The following is a 15,022-nucleotide window of genomic DNA, read 5'->3' on the forward strand; positions in this document are numbered from 1 at the left end:
ATCGATATTGAGAAATCGCGAGGCATAACCGATCCGGCGATGCCTCGCCCGCTTTCCCTCCGTCAAGACTCGTCGGCATCCGCACCGGATAGCGAATCCCCGAGCAGCCCCGCCGCCCGTTCTTCAGGCAACGCCTCCACATCGCGAAGCTTGCGGTTCATCTGGCGCGTGCGCACTTCCGCGGCCTCGATCGATCGCGTGACCGTTTCGAGCTGCGACTTGGTCTTCGCGAGCACGTCGCCGAACTTGCCGAACTCGGTCTTCACGGCGCCCAGCACCTGCCACACTTCGCTCGAACGCTTCTCGATGGCGAGCGTGCGGAATCCCATCTGCAAGCTGTTCAGCAGCGCCGTCAGCGTAGTCGGCCCCGCAATCGTCACGCGATAGTCGCGCTGCAACAGATCGCTGAGCCCCGGACGGCGCAGGATTTCCGCGTACAGCCCTTCCGTCGGCAGGAACAGCAGCGCGAAGTCCGTCGTATGCGGCGGCGACACGTACTTCTCCGCAATCGTCTTCGCTTCCGCGCGAATCCGCCCTTCCAGCGCGCGCGACGCCTCTTCGACCGCGACGGGATCGGCGCGCTCCTGCGCTTCGATCAGACGTTCATAGTCCTCACGCGGAAACTTCGCATCGATAGGCAGCCACACTGGCGTGGCAGCCGCTTCCGGCGACGGTTGACGCCCCGGCAGCTTGATCGCGAACTCGACGCGGTCGTTGCTCTTCGGAATCGTCGCGATGTTCTTTGCGTACTGATCGGACGTCAGGATCTGTTCGAGCAACGCTTCGAGTTGCACTTCGCCCCACGTGCCGCGCGTCTTTACGTTCGTCAGAACCTTCTTCAGATCGCCTACGCCCGCCGCCAGCGTCTGCATTTCGCCGAGACCGCGATGCACCTGTTCGAGACGATCGGACACGAGCTTGAACGATTCGCCGAGCCGCTGCTCGAGCGTTGCGTGCAGCTTTTCGTCGACGGTGCGGCGCATTTCTTCGAGCTTCGTCGCGTTGTTGGTCTCGATGTCCTTCAGACGCTGTTCGATGGTCGTGCGCACTTCCGCGAAGCGCCGGTCGTTCGCTTCCGTGACCTGCGACAGTTGATGCTGCAACGTTTCGCCGAAACGCCTCAACGTCATGCCCTGTTCGTCGCGCGCCTGCTGTGCCTGCTGCTGCAAGCTCTGACGCACGGCGTCGAGCTGTTGCGCGTTGGTCTCGGTGAGCTTGACGAGCTGCTGCGCAAAGCCGTCGATCTTGCCGGCCTGCACCGTCGTCATGCTCGTGAACTGCGATGCGAGCGTTTGCTGGAACTGCGAAAAGCCGCCGCTCAGTTCGGTGCGCGACACGCGCGCGGTTTCGGAAATCTCGCTGCGCAACTCACGTTCGAGCCGCTCGGCCGAGCGCGCCTGCACGGCCGCAGCCGCCTCCAGGCGCTCGCCGAGTTCGGCAAAATGCATCAGCTGGTGCGCATCATTGCTGCCGCGCATCAGCATCACCAGCGCGATCACCAGCGCGACGGCCAGAACGGCGACAGCCGCAATCAACACCATCGTCATGAGCGCGCCTTCCCGATCACGTCAGGGTTGATCGGATTCGGCGGACGCCCTGCGCGCGGACCAACGCCGAGCGCCGCGATCAGATTGTCGGCGGCGAGATTGGCCATCGCGCGACGCGTCGCTTCCGTCGCGCTCGCTATGTGCGGCGTCAGCACGACGTTCGGCACCGTCAGCAACGCCGGATTCACTTGCGGCTCGCCTTCGAACACATCGAGGCCGGCAGCGCCGATGCGCTTCTCGCGCAGCGCAACGGCGAGCGCAGCGTCGTCGACGATGCCGCCGCGCGCGATATTCGTGAGCGTCGCTGTCGGCTTCATCAGCGCGAGTTCGGCAGCGCCGATCGTGTGATGGCTTTGCGCCGTGTACGGCAGCACGAGCACGACGTGATCGGCGCGCCGCAGCAGCTCTTCCTTCGACACGAATTGCGCATTCAGTTCGGCCTCGATCTCGGGCGCGACACGCGAGCGGTTGTGATAGATCACGTTCATGCTGAAGCCGCGCGCGCGACGAGCAAGCGCCTGCCCGATGCGCCCCATGCCGATCACGCCGAGCGTCGAGCCGTAGATATCCGAGCCGAGAAAGCCGTCGTACGACCACTTCTCCCACTTGCCCGCGCGCAGCCAGTGCTCCGATTCCGCGATGCGGCGCGCGGTCGCCATCATCAGCGCCCAGCCGAAATCGGCCGTCGATTCGTTGAGCACGTCGGGCGTGTTCGTGCCGAGCACGTTCGCCGCGTTGAACGCCGCCATGTCGAAGTTGTTGTAGCCGACGGCCATGTTCGACACCACGCGCAGTTTCGGCGCCGCGCGGAGCACGGACGTGTCGATGATGTCGCCCGCCGTCAGCGCACCGTCCTTGTCGGCGATCCGGCGCTTCAGTTCGTCGGTGGGGAGCACGTCACCGTCGTTCCAGTCGACTTCGAAGTGCTGCTTGAGCCGCTCGATCACATCCGGAAAGATGGGACGCGCAACCAGGACCTTTTGCATTGCCATTCTCCGAGTATCAGCCCGCGACGCGCGGATGTCGGCGCGCGCGGCGTTAAAAGAATATCCACGATGTCGCGATGAACAACGGTATCAGCACGACGCCCGACCACGCGAGGTACGCGAAAAAGCTGGGCATCCGCACGCCGCGCGATTCGGCGATCGCCTTGACCATGAAATTGGGCGCGTTGCCGATATAGCTGTTCGCGCCCATGAACACCGCGCCCGCTGAAATGGCGCTGAGCGTCGACGCGCCCGTAGCCATCAGTGTGTGCGCATCGCCGCCCGCGAGATTGAAGAACACGAGGTACGTCGGCGCGTTGTCCAGGAACGACGACAGCAGACCCGTCGCCCAGAAGTACATCGCGTCGCGCGGCTGGCCGGCCGTGTCGTTCACGAGATGCACGATACCGCTGAACGCGCCCGCCTCGCCCGCGCGCAACATCATGATGACGGGCGCGATCGTTACGAAGATGCCCGCGAAAAGCTTGCCGACCTCTTCGATGGGCGCCCAGTTGAACGCGTTGCCCTCGCGCGCGGCGCGCGGTGTCACGATCAGCGACAGCACCGTCAGCGCGATCAGCGCCACGTCGCGCACGACATTCTGCAACGCGACGTGCGTGCCCGCCACATCGAACGTGATGCCGGGCGTCCAGATGCCGCTCATCAGCACGAGCGCGATCACCAGCGCAAGCAGCACGAAGTTGATCTTGCCTTCGATGCCGATGGTCGGCGTGTCGGGCGACGGGTCGACGGGAAGCACTTCTTCGCACCGCCGGAAATAGAACGAATCCAGCGCGTAGAACACGACTAGCAGCACGGCGCAGACGAACAGCATCGGCAGCGCGAGATGGACCGTCGTCCAGAAAAAACCGACGCCGTTCAGAAAGCCGAGAAATAACGGCGGATCGCCCAGCGGCGACAGCGAGCCGCCCACGTTTGCAACCAGAAAGATGAAGAACACGACGACATGCACGACGTGCTTGCGATTGTCGTTCGCGCGCAGCAGTGGCCGGATCAGCAGCATCGCCGCGCCCGTCGTGCCCATGATGCTGGCGAGCGCCGTGCCGAGCGCGAGCAGCGCCGTATTCAGACGCGGCGTGCCGTGCAGGTTGCCCGTCACGCAGATGCCGCCCGCGACGGTATAGAGCGCTGTCAGCAGCACGATGAACGGCACGTATTCGTCGAGCAACGCGTGGATCAACGTGCCGAACGCGGCCGACGAACCGAACGCGAACGCAAACGGCGCGAGGAACGCGATGCCCCACGCCGCCGAGACCTTGCCGTAGTGGTGATGCCAGAGCTTCGGCGCGGCGAGCGGAAGCACGGCGATCGACAGCAGGATGCCCGCGAACGGCACGCTCCACCACGCGGAAAGCGATGCGCCATTTACTGTGGACGCCGATGCCGCAAGCGGCCAGCACGACAGCGCGAACGCGATGGCCAGACCCACAATCCACGCGGGCTTCGGCCGGTTCGTCACCGCTCGCGCGTCGCGGCCGTGCAGGTGCGGAACATCAAGCGCCACGCACGACAATCGCATGCACGCGATAAGGACCGTGCGCACCGAGCACGATGGTTTGTTCGATATCGCCCGTACGCGACGGGCCGGAGACGAAGTTGACCGCGCGCGGCAGCTCGCCGCGTTCGCTGCGGATCAGGTTGAACGCCTCTTCGTGACCGGCGACGATGCGCGACGCCGGCACGATCGCAATGTGCGTCTCCGGCAGCAAGCCCGCCGATGCATACGTCTGCGGACCCGACAGCAGCACCAGCGTGCCCGTTTCAGCCGTCGCGCAGAAACAGCCCGTAATGCCGACGCGGTCTTCGTCCTTCGGCTTGCGGAATTCGACTTCGATGCCCGAACCGGTCCACGGCAACGCTTCGAGCGTCTGCCATGCAATGGCGTGGGTCGGAAGATTCAGTTCGGTGAGGTAGCGATGCGCGGCAGCGGGCACGTCGGAGAGCGACTCGACGGTGTCGACGGTGGTCGCCATCTTCTTGGCCTGCTCGATGAAACGCGCGACGAGATCGGCTGGCATCGGCGGACGCGGACCTTGCGGACGACTTGCGAGATACGCTTGCGCCGTCTCGCGCTCGGACGCGGCAGGCTCGGGCTCACGCCCTTGCGCTGCGCGAATGCGCGCCAGGATGTTGCGACGGGCGGTCGATGTATCCATGAGCCATATCCTCGTGCCGGTGATCGTGTCGATCTTGTTGAATGCGCAAACGGATTGCGCGTGCACTGCGCACATTGACCCACGAATTATACCGGCCGCCCTGTGCGCGAACACCTGGCCGAACGGCTAATGGCGGCGCTCGCGTGAAGCGCCGACAATAGCCTTCATGCGCTTCGATGCACCTGGCAGCACAACCATGAAGCGTGACGATGCGCGTTACTTGCCGACTTCGTCCTCGGCCGGCTGCTCGATGCCGAACACTTGCCGGAGATAAGCGAGATACGCCTTGTCTTCGCACATGTTCTTGCCCGGCGAGTCCGACAGTTTCGCCACCGGCTGGCCGTTGCACTTGACCATCTTGATGACGATCTGCAGCGGGTTGTAGCCGAGGTCGTTGGTCAGATTCGTGCCGACGCCGAACGCGAGCTTGCAGCGGCCGCGGAAGCGTTCATACAGCTGCAGCACCTTCGGAATGTCGAGCGCATCGGAGAACACAAGCACCTTCGTGCGCGGGTCGCAACGGTTCGCTTCGTAGTGGGCGATAAGGCGCTCGCCCCAGTCGAACGGGTCGCCGGAATCGTGGCGCGCGCCATCGAAGAGCTTGCAGAAGTACATGTCGAAATCACGGAGGAACGCCTTCATGCCATACACGTCCGACAACGCAATACCGAGGTCGCCGCGATATTCCTTCGCCCACATCTCGAAGCCGTAGATCTGCGAATCGCGCAGACGCGGACCGAGCGCCTGGCAGGCCTGCAGGTATTCGTGCGCCATCGTGCCGAGCGGCGTGAGGCCGTGCTTCATCGCGTAGAACACGTTGCTCGTGCCCGCGAACTGCTCGCGCAGGCCGTCCTTGAGCGTGAGGATCACCTCTTCGTGCCAGCGCCCGGAGAAGCGGCGACGCGTGCCGTAATCGGCGATCTTGCAGTCGGCAAACTCGGGGCGCGCGCCGAGGAGCTGGATCTTGTCGCGCAGGCGCTCGCGTCCTTCGCTGTAGTCAGGCTGCTGCTGCGTGTTGCGGAAATACACTTCGTTGATGATCGCGAGCACGGGAATTTCGAAGAGGATCGTATGCAGCCACGGCCCCTTGATGTAGATGTCGATTTCCCCGTTGCCTTTCGGCGAAGGCGTGATCGAAATGTACTTCTCGTTCAGATGGAAGAGCGCGAGGAAGTCGATGAAATCGCTCTTGATGAAGCGCATCTGGCGCAGATACTCGAGTTCGCCTTCATTGAACCGAAGCCCGCAGAGCTCGCGCACTTCGCGGCGGATCTCGTCGACGTACGGCACGAGGTCGACGTTCGGCGTGCGGCAGCGAAACTTGTATTCGACATTGGCGGCCGGGAAGAGATGCAGCACCACCTGCATCATCGTGAACTTGTACAGGTCGGTATCGAGCAGCGAAGTAATGATCATGATCTTGCAAACCGGGACTGCATAAAAACGGAAGACGTCAGGCCTCGCGCGCCCTCGCCCTTTTTCGTACGCCGTATATGCTGCGAGCCTCGCGCAAAACGGGCGGGCTCGCGAAGACGCTGTCGCATGTTACCCGAATGCGCGCCGTCCGTTGCTCCACTACGCCACGGCCGGCGGGCACGGCAAGGCGCGTTCGACGCAAATCCGCCCGCCATAAACTAATCACCAAACGATATAAAAGCCTTGGCGGCGATCGCGTATGCACTACTTGACGTTACGTTACAATAACGCTTTTGGCGTCTTGCCATCTCCCCACTACCAAAAGATATCGTTTGCAGGAGTTGCCTGAATGACTCACGTTGTGACCGAAAGCTGCATCAAGTGCCGCTATACCGACTGCGTCGATGTGTGCCCGGTGGACTGCTTTCGCGAAGGTCCCAACTTCCTCGCGATTGACCCGGACGAGTGCATCGACTGTGCTGTGTGCGTTGCGGAGTGCCCGGTGAATGCGATCTACGCCGAAGAAGACGTGCCTGGCGACCAGCAGCACTTCACCCCGTTGAACGCCGAACTGGCGAAGGCATGGCCGAGCATCACGAAGACCAAGGCGCCGCTGCCCGAAGCCGACGAATTCAAGGACGTGAAGGATAAGCTCTCGCTGCTCGAGCGTTGATCGCCGCAGCAGACCTGTCGCTCCCGCCCGGATCGGTCGAACTATACTGAGATGAATCAGGGGTATTGACAGCTTCTGCTTCACCTCCTACAATTTCCCTTCTCTGCTGTTGTTGTTCCCCGATAGCTCAGTCGGTAGAGCGCCGGACTGTTAATCCGTAGGTCCCTGGTTCGAGCCCAGGTCGGGGAGCCAAGAATTGCAAAGGCCCGTTAACCAAGACGGGCTTTTTCATGTAGTGACACGTTGTATTGCTGTTCCCCGATAGCTCAGTCGGTAGAGCGCCGGACTGTTAATCCGTAGGTCCCTGGTTCGAGCCCAGGTCGGGGAGCCAAAATTCGAAGGCCCGCATCCGTGCGGGCCTTTTCTTTTTCTGCGATCGTTTTTCTACGGTCCTTTCCCGGCGCGCCCTTCTTCGACGATGCGACGAATCCGGTTTCCGTCGCGCTGGCGCTTACGGCCACGGTCCGCACACGCAACCAGGTTACGATGACGCACTCACGGGCGTTCGCCCCGGCTGCCGTCACATTTCTTCCGGTCACCTGATGAAAATTGCTCCGCACTGCGCACGTGTCGCGCGCGCCGTCATCTTCGCCACATCCGCCGCTTTCGCCACATTCGCGTCTGCACCGCTCGCGCACGCGGAGGAAGTCGCGAGCGTCAATACGAACTTTCATATCACCGGTTCGGATCGCGTGGTCGTCGAGGCCTATGACGATCCCGCCGTGCAGGGCGTCACCTGCTACGTGTCGCGGGCGCGGACGGGCGGCATCAAAGGGACGCTGGGCATCGCCGAAGATCCGACCGAGGCGTCGATTGCATGCCGTCAGGTCGGCCCCGTCAAGATTCCCGAACCGCTGCGGCAACAGGCCGACGTATTCACGGAACGGATGTCGCTGATCTTCAAGACACTGCACGTCGTGCGGGTCGTCGACACGAAGCGCAACACGCTCGTCTATCTGACCTACAGCGACCGCGTCACGACGGGCAGCGCGAAAAACAGCGTCACAGCCGTGCCGATGCCCGCCGGCACGACGATTCCCGTCCGCTGACACAGCGGCCCGCAACACGCGATGCGCGGTAAACTGGCAGGTCCACCCGGACATCGATCATGACTTCGACCCGCTTCCGCGATAACGCCCGCTACTGGCGCACGCCGCTTTTGCCCGGCGCGGACCTGCTGACAGCCGAATACCACGATCACGAGTTCACGCCGCACTGGCACGATGCGTACACGATCCCTGTGATCGAAGCGGGCGCGGAGACCTATCGGTATCAAGGTTCGCATTACGTCGCCGAGGCGGGCAGCGTGCCCGTGATCAACCCGGGCGAAGTGCACACCGGCTCCCGGGCAATCGACGAAGGCTGGCGCTACCGCGTGCTGTACGCGCCCGTCGAGTTCATCCACGCGCTCGCCGAAGACATCGCAGGCCGCGCGCAGCCGTTGCCTTGGTTCGACGCCGACGTGATCCGCGATCCGGACCTCGCCGTTCGGCTCGCTCGGGCGCACCGGTTGCTCGAATCGAACGACGATGCCCTCGCCGCCGAAACGGCCATGCTCGACGCGCTGTCGACGCTGCTCGTCCGCTACGGCCGCACCCGCGCCGACGCCCCGCAGCACGGCCCCGCCGATACCCGCGTGGCCACGATGAAGGAACAGCTCACGGGCGACCTTGCCGCGCCGCTCAAGCTCGCCGAACTGGCCGATGCCGTCGGGCTGTCGCCGTTTCACGCGGCGCGCCTCTTCACGCGCGCGACGGGGCTGCCGCCGCACGCGTGGCGCAACCAGATCCGTTTGCAGCGCTCGCTAGCGCCATTGCGCGCGGGCGCGTCGGTGGCCGACGTCGCGGCGGCGAATGGCTTCACCGATCAAAGTCACTTCACGCGCCATTTTCGCCGCATGTTCGGCGTGCCGCCGGGGCGCTGGCAGTCGTCCTGATACGGCCGTACACGCGAACGCACAACGCGAACGCGCGCAAGTCGACTCGCACCGCTAAAATCCCGCGCCACATCCACGCGTCCGAGAGCCACCCGGGAGCCAGGCGAAACGCGAGCGCAAACGCAAGCCCGAACGGCGAGCCGCAAACGCAAGCCCAAGCGCAAGAACGTACAAGCCGGCCCGCCCCTCGCCCGGCTATGCTCGGCCGTATCGAGGAGAAAAGATTGACTCACCCTGCACAACCCACTCACCGGCTCAAGGAACTGATGGCGGGCGCGCGCGACACGCTCCCGATGGTCATCGGCTCGGCGCCGTTCGGCGTCATCTTCGGGACGCTTGTCGCATCTGGCCCGCTGCATCTGTGGCACGGCCAGTTCATGTCGCTGATCGTATTCGCCGGCTCGGCGCAGTTCATCGCGCTCGGTCTGATTGCGGGCCATGCGAGCTACGCCGTCGTCTGGGCGACGACGCTCGTCGTGAACGCCCGCCACGTCCTCTACAGCGCGACGCTCGCGCCGTATGTGTCGCACCTGCCGTCGCGCTGGCGCTGGGCGCTCGGCGGCCTGCTCACCGACGAAGTGTTCGCCGTCGCGTGGGCGCATTACCGGCTGCATCCGCCCGGCTCGGTCGGACCGTACTACTTCCTGGGTTCGGGCCTGTCGATGTACGCCAACTGGCAGGGCTGGACGCTCGTCGGCCTGCTGTTCGGCGCGGCGTTCCCCGGCCTGCAGTCGCTCGGACTCGACTTCGCGATGGTCGCGACGTTCATCGCGATCGTCGTGCCGCAACTCGTCGCCGTGCGTTATCTGGCCGCAGCAGCCACGGCCGGCGCGCTCGCGTTCTTCTGGCAGGACTGGCCGTACAAGCTCGGCCTGTTGGGCGCCGTATTCGCGGGCGTCGCGGTCGGCGTGCTGCTGTCGTTGCCGGCGCTGCAGCGCACCCGCGCGGCGGAGGCTTCGCAATGAACTACGTGCTGTTGATTCTCGGCATGGCCGTCATCACGTGGCTGATCCGCGCCGCCGTGTTCGTGTTCGGCGACCGCATCGTGTTTCCGCCGCTCGTGCGCACCGCGCTCGGCTTCGTGCCCGTCACCGTGCTGACAGCGATCATCGTGCCGATGGCCGTCTCGCCGCACGGCGCGCAAGCCGAATTGACCTGGCGCAACCCGCAACTCGTCGGCGCGCTCGCCGCCGTTGCCGTCAGCGCGCTCACGCGCCGGCCGCTGCTGACCATTGCCGTCGGCCTCGCCGTCTTCTTCCTGTGGCAGGGCGTCGTCCTGAAGTGACCTCACCGCCGCATGCGCGCCGTTTACCGGGACGGCGCGCGCCCTCAAGTTCCCTTTCAATCCGCCGATAAACACTCGTGGCCCGCGAACCAGGCTGCGTCTGCCGACGCACTGCCGGCACGCCGGACTGAACCGCGCCGGACATCGGTGCCGCCAACGAAACGGGGTGGCGGCACAGAGGCGAGCGCCTCGACGGCGTCTGCGTGGTCGACGAAACGGGATAAGACATGGGTCAGATTACCCTTCACATCAAGGACGAAACGCTCGCATCCTTGCGAAAGGATTTTGAGGCGTTCGTGCGGGTCTCGCTCAAGCTGGACCCGCAGTTCGCGACGCCGTCGTTCGAGGATTTTCTGCGCGCCAAGCTCCTCGACAACATGGTGCCGCTGACCGAGCACGCCGTGCAGCGGATGCTGCAGGGCGGTCAGTACGCATGGGCGAAGCGCACGCTGGACAAGGAGTTTCCGGACGTCGTGGCGATCCTGATGAAGCAGGCGAACGAGTTCGGCTTCGGCTTCGCGGCGCGCTCCGAGTGGACGCCGGAAGAGCTGGCCAAGCAGAGCCGCGAATGGGCGGCCGCGATCGTCAAGGAAGCGGAAGGCGCGCCTTCGCTGGTCGACCCGCTTGCCGCGCAGATCAAGTCGGCGGCACAGGACATCCAGGCGCTCGAAGAAGTGATGCAGACGCCCGCGTGGCGTCTCGCCGAATCGCTGCGCCAGCGGGTCTACGAGGCGAAGGTCGCGTGCGAGACGAGCGTCGGCAGCGCGGCGCGCGAAAAGCTAGGCGAACTGCGCGGCCTGTTGCGCCTGGGCATTTCGCACGGCTCGTTCCAGAAGCAGGAAGCACAGCAGATCATGGAGTATCTGCGGCTCCTGAAACCGGAGATTTTCGTCGAAGAGCCGTACGACGTATTCACACGACTCGCGGCGTGGCTGCGCAACTTCTTCATGCCGCCGCCCAGGCCGCAGCAACAACAGCGGCAGTCACGCTAGACGGCGTCGACGCCGCGCGCGCCATCCACGCTTCACCCGCATCGCGGCAAGCTCAGCCCCACATCTTTCTGAGCTTCGCCGCGATTTCTATTTTGGCCTGCGCGGCGGCCGCGAGCCCCGCGGGCGTCGGCGCCGCCACGACGGGCGCGGGCGGCCACGCATGCGAGTCGAACAGCGGCAACAGATGCGGCGCAATGAAGCGCGTGCGCGACGCCCACACATGCCGGTCGCCGAGATGCGTCTGGTTGTGCACGTAGAACCGCTGCGGCATCACGATGTGCAGGTCTTCCTTCGCCCGCGTCATCGCGACGTACAGCAGGCGCCGCTCCTCGTCGATTTCCTCTTCGCTGCCCGTGCCGAGATCGGACGGAATGCAGCCGTCGACGCCATTGAGCACGAACACGTTGCGCCACTCCTGCCCTTTCGCCGAATGGATGGTGGACAGGATCAGATAATCCTCGTCGATCAGCGGAACGCCGGATTCGTCGCTGGTGGCATCGGGCGGATCGAGCGTCAGCTCCGTCAGGAAGCGCTCGCGCGACGCATAGGTGCCCGCGATGCTCTCCATCTGCACGAGATCGGCCTGGCGGATCGACGCGTCCTCGTGATTGCGTTCGAGATGCGGCTCGTACCAGCGGCGCACCATCTCGAACTCGGCGGGCCACGGCGTCTGCCGCGCGCAGACCGACGACATCAGTGCGACGAACGGATGCCAGTCTTCAAGCGCGCGCGCCGGCGGCGCGAAGGCGGCGAGCGCGTTGGCCGTGCAATGCGAAACGCCGTGCGCGGCATCCGGCGTGCCGCTGCCCGAGCCGCCCGAGCGGATCGCGTCGGCGCGCGAGGCAATGTCGTCGAGCACGCGCGCGGCCGTCGCGGGCCCGACGCCGGGCAGCAACTGCACGACGCGAAAACCAGCGACGCGATCGCGCGGATTCTCGGCCCAGCGCAGCACGGCGAGCACGTCCTTTACATGGACGGAATCGAGAAACTTCAGGCCGCCGAACTTCACGAAAGGAATATTGCGCCGCGTCAGCTCGATTTCGAGCGCGGCGCTGTGATGCGCGGCGCGGAACAGCACGGCCTGCGCCTTCAGCTTCATGCCCGCCTCGCGCGCCGCCAGCACCTGCTCGACGATGTAGCGCGCCTGGTCGGCGTCGTCGGCGACTGTGACGAGATGCGGGCGCTGCGCCGACGCCTTGTCGGTCCAGAGATTCTTCGTGTAGCGCTCGCTGGCGAGGCCGATCACCGCATTCGACGCTTCGAGGATCGGCTGCGTCGAACGGTAGTTGCGTTCGAGCGTGACCTGCTTCGCGGGCGGATCGAAGTGCGTCGGGAAATCGAGGATGTTGCGCACCGTCGCGCCGCGAAACGAATAGATCGATTGCGCGTCGTCGCCGACCACGGTCAGCCCGAGTCCGTCGGGCTTCAGCGCGAGCAGGATCGACGCCTGCAGCCGGTTGGTGTCCTGATACTCGTCGACGAGCACGTGATCGAAGCGGCCGGACAGATCGGCGGCGATCACGGGCTCGGCCGCCATGTGCGACCAGTAGAGCAGCAGATCGTCATAGTCGAGCACGCTCTGCTTTTGCTTCGCGTCGACGTAGGCGGCAAAGAGCGCGCGCAGATCGGCCTCCCACTCGCGGCACCACGGAAACGCGCCATTGAGCACATCGGCCAGTGAAGCGCCCGTGTTGACGACGCGCGAATAGATCGCGAAGCACGCCGACTTCGACGGAAAGCGCTTTTCCTTCGCCGAGAAGCCGAGTTCGTGGCGCACGAGATTCATCAGATCGGCGGAGTCTTCGCGGTCGTTGATCGTAAAGGTTGGCGACAGGCCGATCAGATCCGCGTACTCGCGCAACAGCCGCGCGCCGACGCTATGAAACGTGCCCGACCATGTCAGCCCTTGCGCCAGCGCCGCGCGCGTGCCGAGCGCCGCACCGGCGATGCGGGTCACGCGCCGGGTCATTTCGAGCGCGGCGCGGCGCGAAAATGTGAGCAGCAGAATGCGGCGCGGATCGACGCCCTTGACGACGAGATTCGCGACGCGATGCGCGAGCGTATTGGTCTTGCCCGACCCCGCGCCCGCGATGACGAGCAGCGCACCCGCTGGACGCGCAACGTCTTCCGTGCCGTATTCGACGGCTTCGCGCTGGGCTTCGTTGAGCTTCGCGAGCCAGTCGGCGGTAGCCGAAGGCTCGGGCGAGCCTGTCGCGGCTGACGACGATGAAGACTGGGAATCGGCGACGGAAAGCACGATCGGCGGGTCGGAGAGTGAAGGCGACGCATACTGTATATCCATACAACCCGCTAGGACAAGCGCCCCATTTTTCCGCGCGAACGCCGCGTGTCGAGCGTCAGACAAACAGCGCAAGAAACAGGCGCCAAACAGAAAAAAGCCCGGCGCACCGGGCTTTCGCTCCGAACGGTGTGATGCCGTCCGGAGAATCCAGGCGAGGAACGCCGCTCACTCGTGCTTCGCGTCCTTCACCCTGGCTTTGGCGTTGGCCTTGTCGGCATCGGCTTGCGCGTCGGCCTTCTTCTTGTCGGCCTTCGCCTGCGCGATCTCCGACTTCTTGTCGGCCTTGGCCTGTTCCTTCACGGCCTTGCTGTCGGCGTGCGTCGTCGGATCGGTGGCGGGATCGTGCGTCTGCGCAACGGCGAGCGTCGTCATGCTGCCCGCGATCAGCGCCGCCGCCAATAGTGCGCCCATGGTTCTGTTCATCTTCTTCATGATCGGTGTCCTCCCTTTTCGAACGTCGAAACAGTCAAGGCCTGCGTCAGCCTTAGTTCCGTCTCAGATACGCCTCAGTTATGCGATTCACCCGACGCTGCCGCGCCCGCCGACTGGCCCTGCATCTCGGACTTCAGTTCGTTCGATGCGGCCGCCCTGTCAGCCTTTTTGTTCAACCTGGCATCGCGGACCTGGTTCGTGTACTCGTCCTTGGCCGCCTTTTGCTGCTCCTTCATCTGCGCCTTCGATGTCTTCTTTTGCGCGCGATATTCCGCGTTCGCCTCGGCGTCCGCGTTGCGCTTCTGAACGAGCGGGTCAGTCGAACCCGGCGCGGTCAGATTCTGCGGCGCGGGCGCCGGCATCTGGACGCCTTGCGCAGCGGGTGCCTCGGCGGGCGCCTGCGTCTGGACCTGAGCCTGGCCGGACAGGCCTGCAACCGGTTGAGCAGGCGTCTGGGCGAATGCGGCCGTCGACGCAAACGCAGTCAGGGCGGTACCGATCAGGAGCGTACGAAGCTGGGTCATGGTTATCCTCTCTGAAGGTTGTCAGTGTCGGCATGCGGGCGTCGTGTGGCTGCCGATCGGCGGCGACGCGCCCGCGCTGTTCGCCCATTGCAAAATGCAGCAGGCTATTCCACAGACCGGGCATTCGCGAGTGAAGTTCGCCAAAAAAGGCCGCTGTTACTCAACGTTTCATTTCATGACAACGTAATAACATCTGCTTGCACTTGCCCGGTCCGACGCCACGCGCTCGCTATGGGGCGCCGCGCGCGACGCGATGGCTTATCATGCGAAGCGCTTTTTCCGACGCGCTTTTTTCCCACGCGCTTTCTCCCACGATTTCGCCGATGCCCCGTCCATCGCAACCGACATGCCCAACCTCGATTTCACACTGACTGGCGATTACGTCGAACTCCACAATCTGCTGAAGATTACTGGCCTCGCGGACAGCGGCGGATCGGCGAAAGTGATCGTCGCGTCGGGAGCCGTCACCGTCGACGGACGGGTCGAAACGCGCAAAACCTGCAAAATCCGCGCGGGCCAGGTCGTGCTGCTCGGCGATACGCGGATCGCCGTCCACGAGGAGTGACGCGCGCACGCGTCGGCCGCGAGGCCGCATGACTATGCAGGCCGCATGCGGGCGCTCGAAAACCGCACCAAAAATGTGCCTGTTCATCGACAGCGCCGCGTTCCCGCAATAAGCTGTCCGCTTGCACAGAAAAAATATCCCGCGCGCGCTTCACCCGTTCCCCGCCTGATCCGGCCAACCGGTTTGG

The 15,022-nt window shown here is 64.4% G+C and carries 16 protein-coding genes and 2 tRNA genes; 10 read left to right on the top strand and 8 right to left on the bottom strand.

The features are described 5' to 3' along the window. Positions 1-62: 62 nt before the first annotated feature. From GCT13_RS09330 to pncB, 5 genes are all read right to left on the bottom strand, one after another. Positions 63-1,547: a DNA recombination protein RmuC gene (locus GCT13_RS09330; protein ID WP_152757187.1), complete on the bottom strand. Its 1,485-nt coding sequence runs from the start codon at positions 1,545-1,547 to the stop codon at positions 63-65. Next, positions 1,544-2,533, bottom strand: a complete 990-nt coding sequence (locus tag GCT13_RS09335) for a 2-hydroxyacid dehydrogenase (RefSeq protein WP_152757189.1) — start codon at positions 2,531-2,533, stop codon at positions 1,544-1,546. The genes GCT13_RS09330 and GCT13_RS09335 overlap by 4 nt, the downstream gene beginning before the upstream one ends. 52 nt (positions 2,534-2,585) lie before the next feature. Then, positions 2,586-4,073, bottom strand: a complete 1,488-nt coding sequence (locus GCT13_RS09340) for a sodium:proton antiporter (protein WP_152757191.1) — start codon at positions 4,071-4,073, stop codon at positions 2,586-2,588. Continuing rightward, the gene (locus GCT13_RS09345; protein ID WP_152757193.1) at positions 4,048-4,710 is read right to left on the bottom strand and encodes a LutC/YkgG family protein; all 663 of its coding nucleotides are present in this window, start codon (positions 4,708-4,710) and stop codon (positions 4,048-4,050) included. Before GCT13_RS09345 ends, GCT13_RS09340 begins: the two co-directional genes overlap by 26 nt. 216 nt (positions 4,711-4,926) lie before the next feature. Further along, positions 4,927-6,126: a nicotinate phosphoribosyltransferase gene (pncB, locus tag GCT13_RS09350; protein WP_152757195.1), complete on the bottom strand. Its 1,200-nt coding sequence runs from the start codon at positions 6,124-6,126 to the stop codon at positions 4,927-4,929. A gap of 349 nt (positions 6,127-6,475) precedes the next feature. Here pncB and fdxA point away from each other — a divergent pair, with 349 nt between their 5' ends. The 8 genes from fdxA to GCT13_RS09395 all read left to right on the top strand — a co-directional run bounded on the left by fdxA (position 6,476) and on the right by GCT13_RS09395 (position 11,012). Continuing rightward, positions 6,476-6,799 carry a ferredoxin FdxA gene (gene fdxA, locus GCT13_RS09360; protein ID WP_087733530.1) on the top strand — a complete coding sequence of 108 codons (324 nt, stop codon included), beginning with the start codon at positions 6,476-6,478 and terminating at the stop codon, positions 6,797-6,799. Positions 6,800-6,915: 116 nt separating this feature from the next. Next, positions 6,916-6,991 (top strand) — tRNA-Asn (locus tag GCT13_RS09365). Between the two features lie 63 nt (positions 6,992-7,054). Further along, a tRNA-Asn gene (locus GCT13_RS09370) sits at positions 7,055-7,130 on the top strand. Between the two features lie 211 nt (positions 7,131-7,341). Continuing rightward, positions 7,342-7,848, top strand: coding sequence for a CreA family protein (locus GCT13_RS09375; RefSeq protein ID WP_152757197.1), 507 nt, complete (start codon positions 7,342-7,344; stop codon positions 7,846-7,848). Between the two features lie 59 nt (positions 7,849-7,907). Continuing rightward, entirely contained in the window at positions 7,908-8,735 is an 828-nt protein-coding gene (locus tag GCT13_RS09380) for an AraC family transcriptional regulator (RefSeq protein WP_152757199.1), read from the top strand. A 197-nt stretch (positions 8,736-8,932) separates the two neighbouring features. Further along, on the top strand, positions 8,933-9,700 hold the full coding sequence (locus tag GCT13_RS09385) for an AzlC family ABC transporter permease (protein WP_193727618.1): 768 nt from the start codon (positions 8,933-8,935) through the stop codon (positions 9,698-9,700). Next, positions 9,697-10,020, top strand: coding sequence for an AzlD domain-containing protein (locus tag GCT13_RS09390; RefSeq protein WP_152757203.1), 324 nt, complete (start codon positions 9,697-9,699; stop codon positions 10,018-10,020). The genes GCT13_RS09385 and GCT13_RS09390 overlap by 4 nt, the downstream gene beginning before the upstream one ends. A gap of 227 nt (positions 10,021-10,247) precedes the next feature. Continuing rightward, complete coding sequence (locus GCT13_RS09395; RefSeq protein ID WP_090867020.1) at positions 10,248-11,012, top strand: DUF4088 family protein; 765 nt, start codon at positions 10,248-10,250, stop codon at positions 11,010-11,012. A gap of 52 nt (positions 11,013-11,064) precedes the next feature. Here GCT13_RS09395 and GCT13_RS09400 read toward each other — a convergent pair whose 3' ends face one another. From GCT13_RS09400 to GCT13_RS09410, 3 genes are all read right to left on the bottom strand, one after another. Then, positions 11,065-13,314, bottom strand: a complete 2,250-nt coding sequence (locus GCT13_RS09400; RefSeq protein ID WP_152757204.1) for an ATP-dependent helicase — start codon at positions 13,312-13,314, stop codon at positions 11,065-11,067. Between the two features lie 165 nt (positions 13,315-13,479). Next, positions 13,480-13,746 (bottom strand): hypothetical protein, encoded by a 267-nt coding sequence (locus GCT13_RS09405; protein WP_152757206.1) that lies wholly within the window; start codon positions 13,744-13,746, stop codon positions 13,480-13,482. A 74-nt stretch (positions 13,747-13,820) separates the two neighbouring features. Continuing rightward, positions 13,821-14,270: a hypothetical protein gene (locus tag GCT13_RS09410; RefSeq protein WP_152757208.1), complete on the bottom strand. Its 450-nt coding sequence runs from the start codon at positions 14,268-14,270 to the stop codon at positions 13,821-13,823. Here GCT13_RS09410 and GCT13_RS09415 point away from each other — a divergent pair. Together GCT13_RS09415 and GCT13_RS09420 are read left to right on the top strand one after the other, a co-directional pair. Then, positions 14,269-14,457 carry a hypothetical protein gene (locus GCT13_RS09415; RefSeq protein ID WP_152757210.1) on the top strand — a complete coding sequence of 63 codons (189 nt, stop codon included), beginning with the start codon at positions 14,269-14,271 and terminating at the stop codon, positions 14,455-14,457. The two genes, GCT13_RS09410 and GCT13_RS09415, sit on opposite strands and share 2 nt — an antisense overlap. A 159-nt stretch (positions 14,458-14,616) precedes the next feature. Continuing rightward, positions 14,617-14,835, top strand: a complete 219-nt coding sequence (locus GCT13_RS09420; protein WP_152757212.1) for an RNA-binding S4 domain-containing protein — start codon at positions 14,617-14,619, stop codon at positions 14,833-14,835. The last annotated feature ends 187 nt before the right edge of the window (positions 14,836-15,022 follow it).

The organism is Paraburkholderia franconis (assembly GCF_009362735.1).
GTDB classification, from domain to species: domain Bacteria; phylum Pseudomonadota; class Gammaproteobacteria; order Burkholderiales; family Burkholderiaceae; genus Paraburkholderia; species Paraburkholderia franconis.

Coding starts and splice junctions, on each gene's coding strand:
- GCT13_RS09330 (WP_152757187.1), bottom strand. CDS start 1,547: ATGACGATGGTGTTGATTGCGGCTGTCGCCGTTCTGGCCGTCGCGCTG.
- GCT13_RS09335 (WP_152757189.1), bottom strand. CDS start 2,533: ATGCAAAAGGTCCTGGTTGCGCGTCCCATCTTTCCGGATGTGATCGAG.
- GCT13_RS09340 (WP_152757191.1), bottom strand. CDS start 4,073: ATGCGATTGTCGTGCGTGGCGCTTGATGTTCCGCACCTGCACGGCCGC.
- GCT13_RS09345 (WP_152757193.1), bottom strand. CDS start 4,710: ATGGATACATCGACCGCCCGTCGCAACATCCTGGCGCGCATTCGCGCA.
- pncB (WP_152757195.1), bottom strand. CDS start 6,126: ATGATCATTACTTCGCTGCTCGATACCGACCTGTACAAGTTCACGATG.
- fdxA (WP_087733530.1), top strand. CDS start 6,476: ATGACTCACGTTGTGACCGAAAGCTGCATCAAGTGCCGCTATACCGAC.
- GCT13_RS09375 (WP_152757197.1), top strand. CDS start 7,342: ATGAAAATTGCTCCGCACTGCGCACGTGTCGCGCGCGCCGTCATCTTC.
- GCT13_RS09380 (WP_152757199.1), top strand. CDS start 7,908: ATGACTTCGACCCGCTTCCGCGATAACGCCCGCTACTGGCGCACGCCG.
- GCT13_RS09385 (WP_193727618.1), top strand. CDS start 8,933: ATGCTCGGCCGTATCGAGGAGAAAAGATTGACTCACCCTGCACAACCC.
- GCT13_RS09390 (WP_152757203.1), top strand. CDS start 9,697: ATGAACTACGTGCTGTTGATTCTCGGCATGGCCGTCATCACGTGGCTG.
- GCT13_RS09395 (WP_090867020.1), top strand. CDS start 10,248: ATGGGTCAGATTACCCTTCACATCAAGGACGAAACGCTCGCATCCTTG.
- GCT13_RS09400 (WP_152757204.1), bottom strand. CDS start 13,314: ATGGATATACAGTATGCGTCGCCTTCACTCTCCGACCCGCCGATCGTG.
- GCT13_RS09405 (WP_152757206.1), bottom strand. CDS start 13,746: ATGAAGAAGATGAACAGAACCATGGGCGCACTATTGGCGGCGGCGCTG.
- GCT13_RS09415 (WP_152757210.1), top strand. CDS start 14,269: ATGGTTATCCTCTCTGAAGGTTGTCAGTGTCGGCATGCGGGCGTCGTG.
- GCT13_RS09410 (WP_152757208.1), bottom strand. CDS start 14,270: ATGACCCAGCTTCGTACGCTCCTGATCGGTACCGCCCTGACTGCGTTT.
- GCT13_RS09420 (WP_152757212.1), top strand. CDS start 14,617: ATGCCCAACCTCGATTTCACACTGACTGGCGATTACGTCGAACTCCAC.